Origin of the sequence: Halalkalibacter lacteus (assembly GCF_036663595.1) — a bacterium.
Lineage (GTDB): Bacteria > Bacillota > Bacilli > Bacillales > Bacillaceae_D > Halalkalibacter > Halalkalibacter lacteus.
Genome location: NZ_JAWRVL010000216.1, coordinates 1 through 271, shown reverse-complemented (window position 1 = coordinate 271; position 271 = coordinate 1). Strand labels below are relative to the sequence as shown.

The 271-nt window shown below is 51.7% G+C and carries 1 rRNA gene; it reads right to left on the bottom strand.

The window, feature by feature from the left end:
• Positions 1-271 (bottom strand): 16S ribosomal RNA (locus SAZ04_RS22130); the annotation flags it as partial.

Genomic DNA, 271 nt, shown 5'->3' with positions numbered 1-271 from the left:
CCCAACCTCTCACGACACGAGCTGACGACAACCATGCACCACCTGTCACTTTGTCCCCCGAAGGGGAAAGCCCTATCTCTAGGTTTGTCAAAGGATGTCAAGACCTGGTAAGGTTCTTCGCGTTGCTTCGAATTAAACCACATGCTCCACTGCTTGTGAGGGCCCCCGTCAATTCCTTTGAGTTTCAACCTTGCGGTCGTACTCCCCATGCTGAGTGCTTAATGTGTTTACTTCGGCACTAAGGGCATCGAAACCCCTAACACCTAGCACT